We start from the raw sequence: 719 nt of genomic DNA on the forward strand, positions 1-719 counted from the left end.
GAACCGGCCGCTGTAATCAAAGCCGCCAAGCAATCGATGGCGGTGCACGTTAAAGCGATGCTGGACTTCCAGAAAATGGGCGTGCCGACCTTCGACTACGGCAACAACATCCGTCAGATGGCCCAGGAAGAAGGCGTGGAAAACGCCTTCGACTTCCCAGGCTTCGTCCCGGCGTACATCCGTCCGCTGTTCTGCCGTGGCATCGGCCCGTTCCGTTGGGCGGCACTGTCGGGCAACGCTGAAGACATCTACAAAACCGACGCCAAGGTCAAGGAACTGATCCCGGACGACGCCCACCTGCACAACTGGCTGGACATGGCGCGCGAGCGCATCAGCTTCCAGGGTCTGCCGGCCCGTATTTGCTGGGTGGGCCTGGGCCTGCGCGCCAAGCTGGGTCTGGCGTTCAACGAAATGGTGCGCAGCGGTGAGCTGTCGGCACCGATCGTGATCGGTCGTGACCACCTGGACTCCGGTTCGGTGGCCAGCCCGAACCGCGAAACCGAATCGATGCAGGACGGTTCCGACGCCGTGTCCGACTGGCCACTGCTCAACGCCCTGCTCAACACCGCGAGCGGCGCGACCTGGGTTTCCCTGCACCACGGCGGCGGCGTCGGCATGGGCTTCTCCCAGCATTCGGGCATGGTGATTGTCTGCGACGGGACTGACGAAGCGGCCGAGCGTATTGCTCGCGTGCTGCACAACGACCCGGCGACCGGCGT

The 719-nt window shown here is 64.1% G+C and carries 1 protein-coding gene; it reads left to right on the plus strand.

All coding sequences use genetic code 11. The features are described 5' to 3' along the window. Window positions 1-719: urocanate hydratase (gene hutU, locus ACM6IR_RS23995; RefSeq protein WP_414909989.1), on the plus strand; the 719-nt coding region annotated here is incomplete at both ends.

Origin of the sequence: Pseudomonas sp. IT-P253, assembly GCF_949768125.1 — a bacterium.
GTDB lineage: Bacteria > Pseudomonadota > Gammaproteobacteria > Pseudomonadales > Pseudomonadaceae > Aquipseudomonas.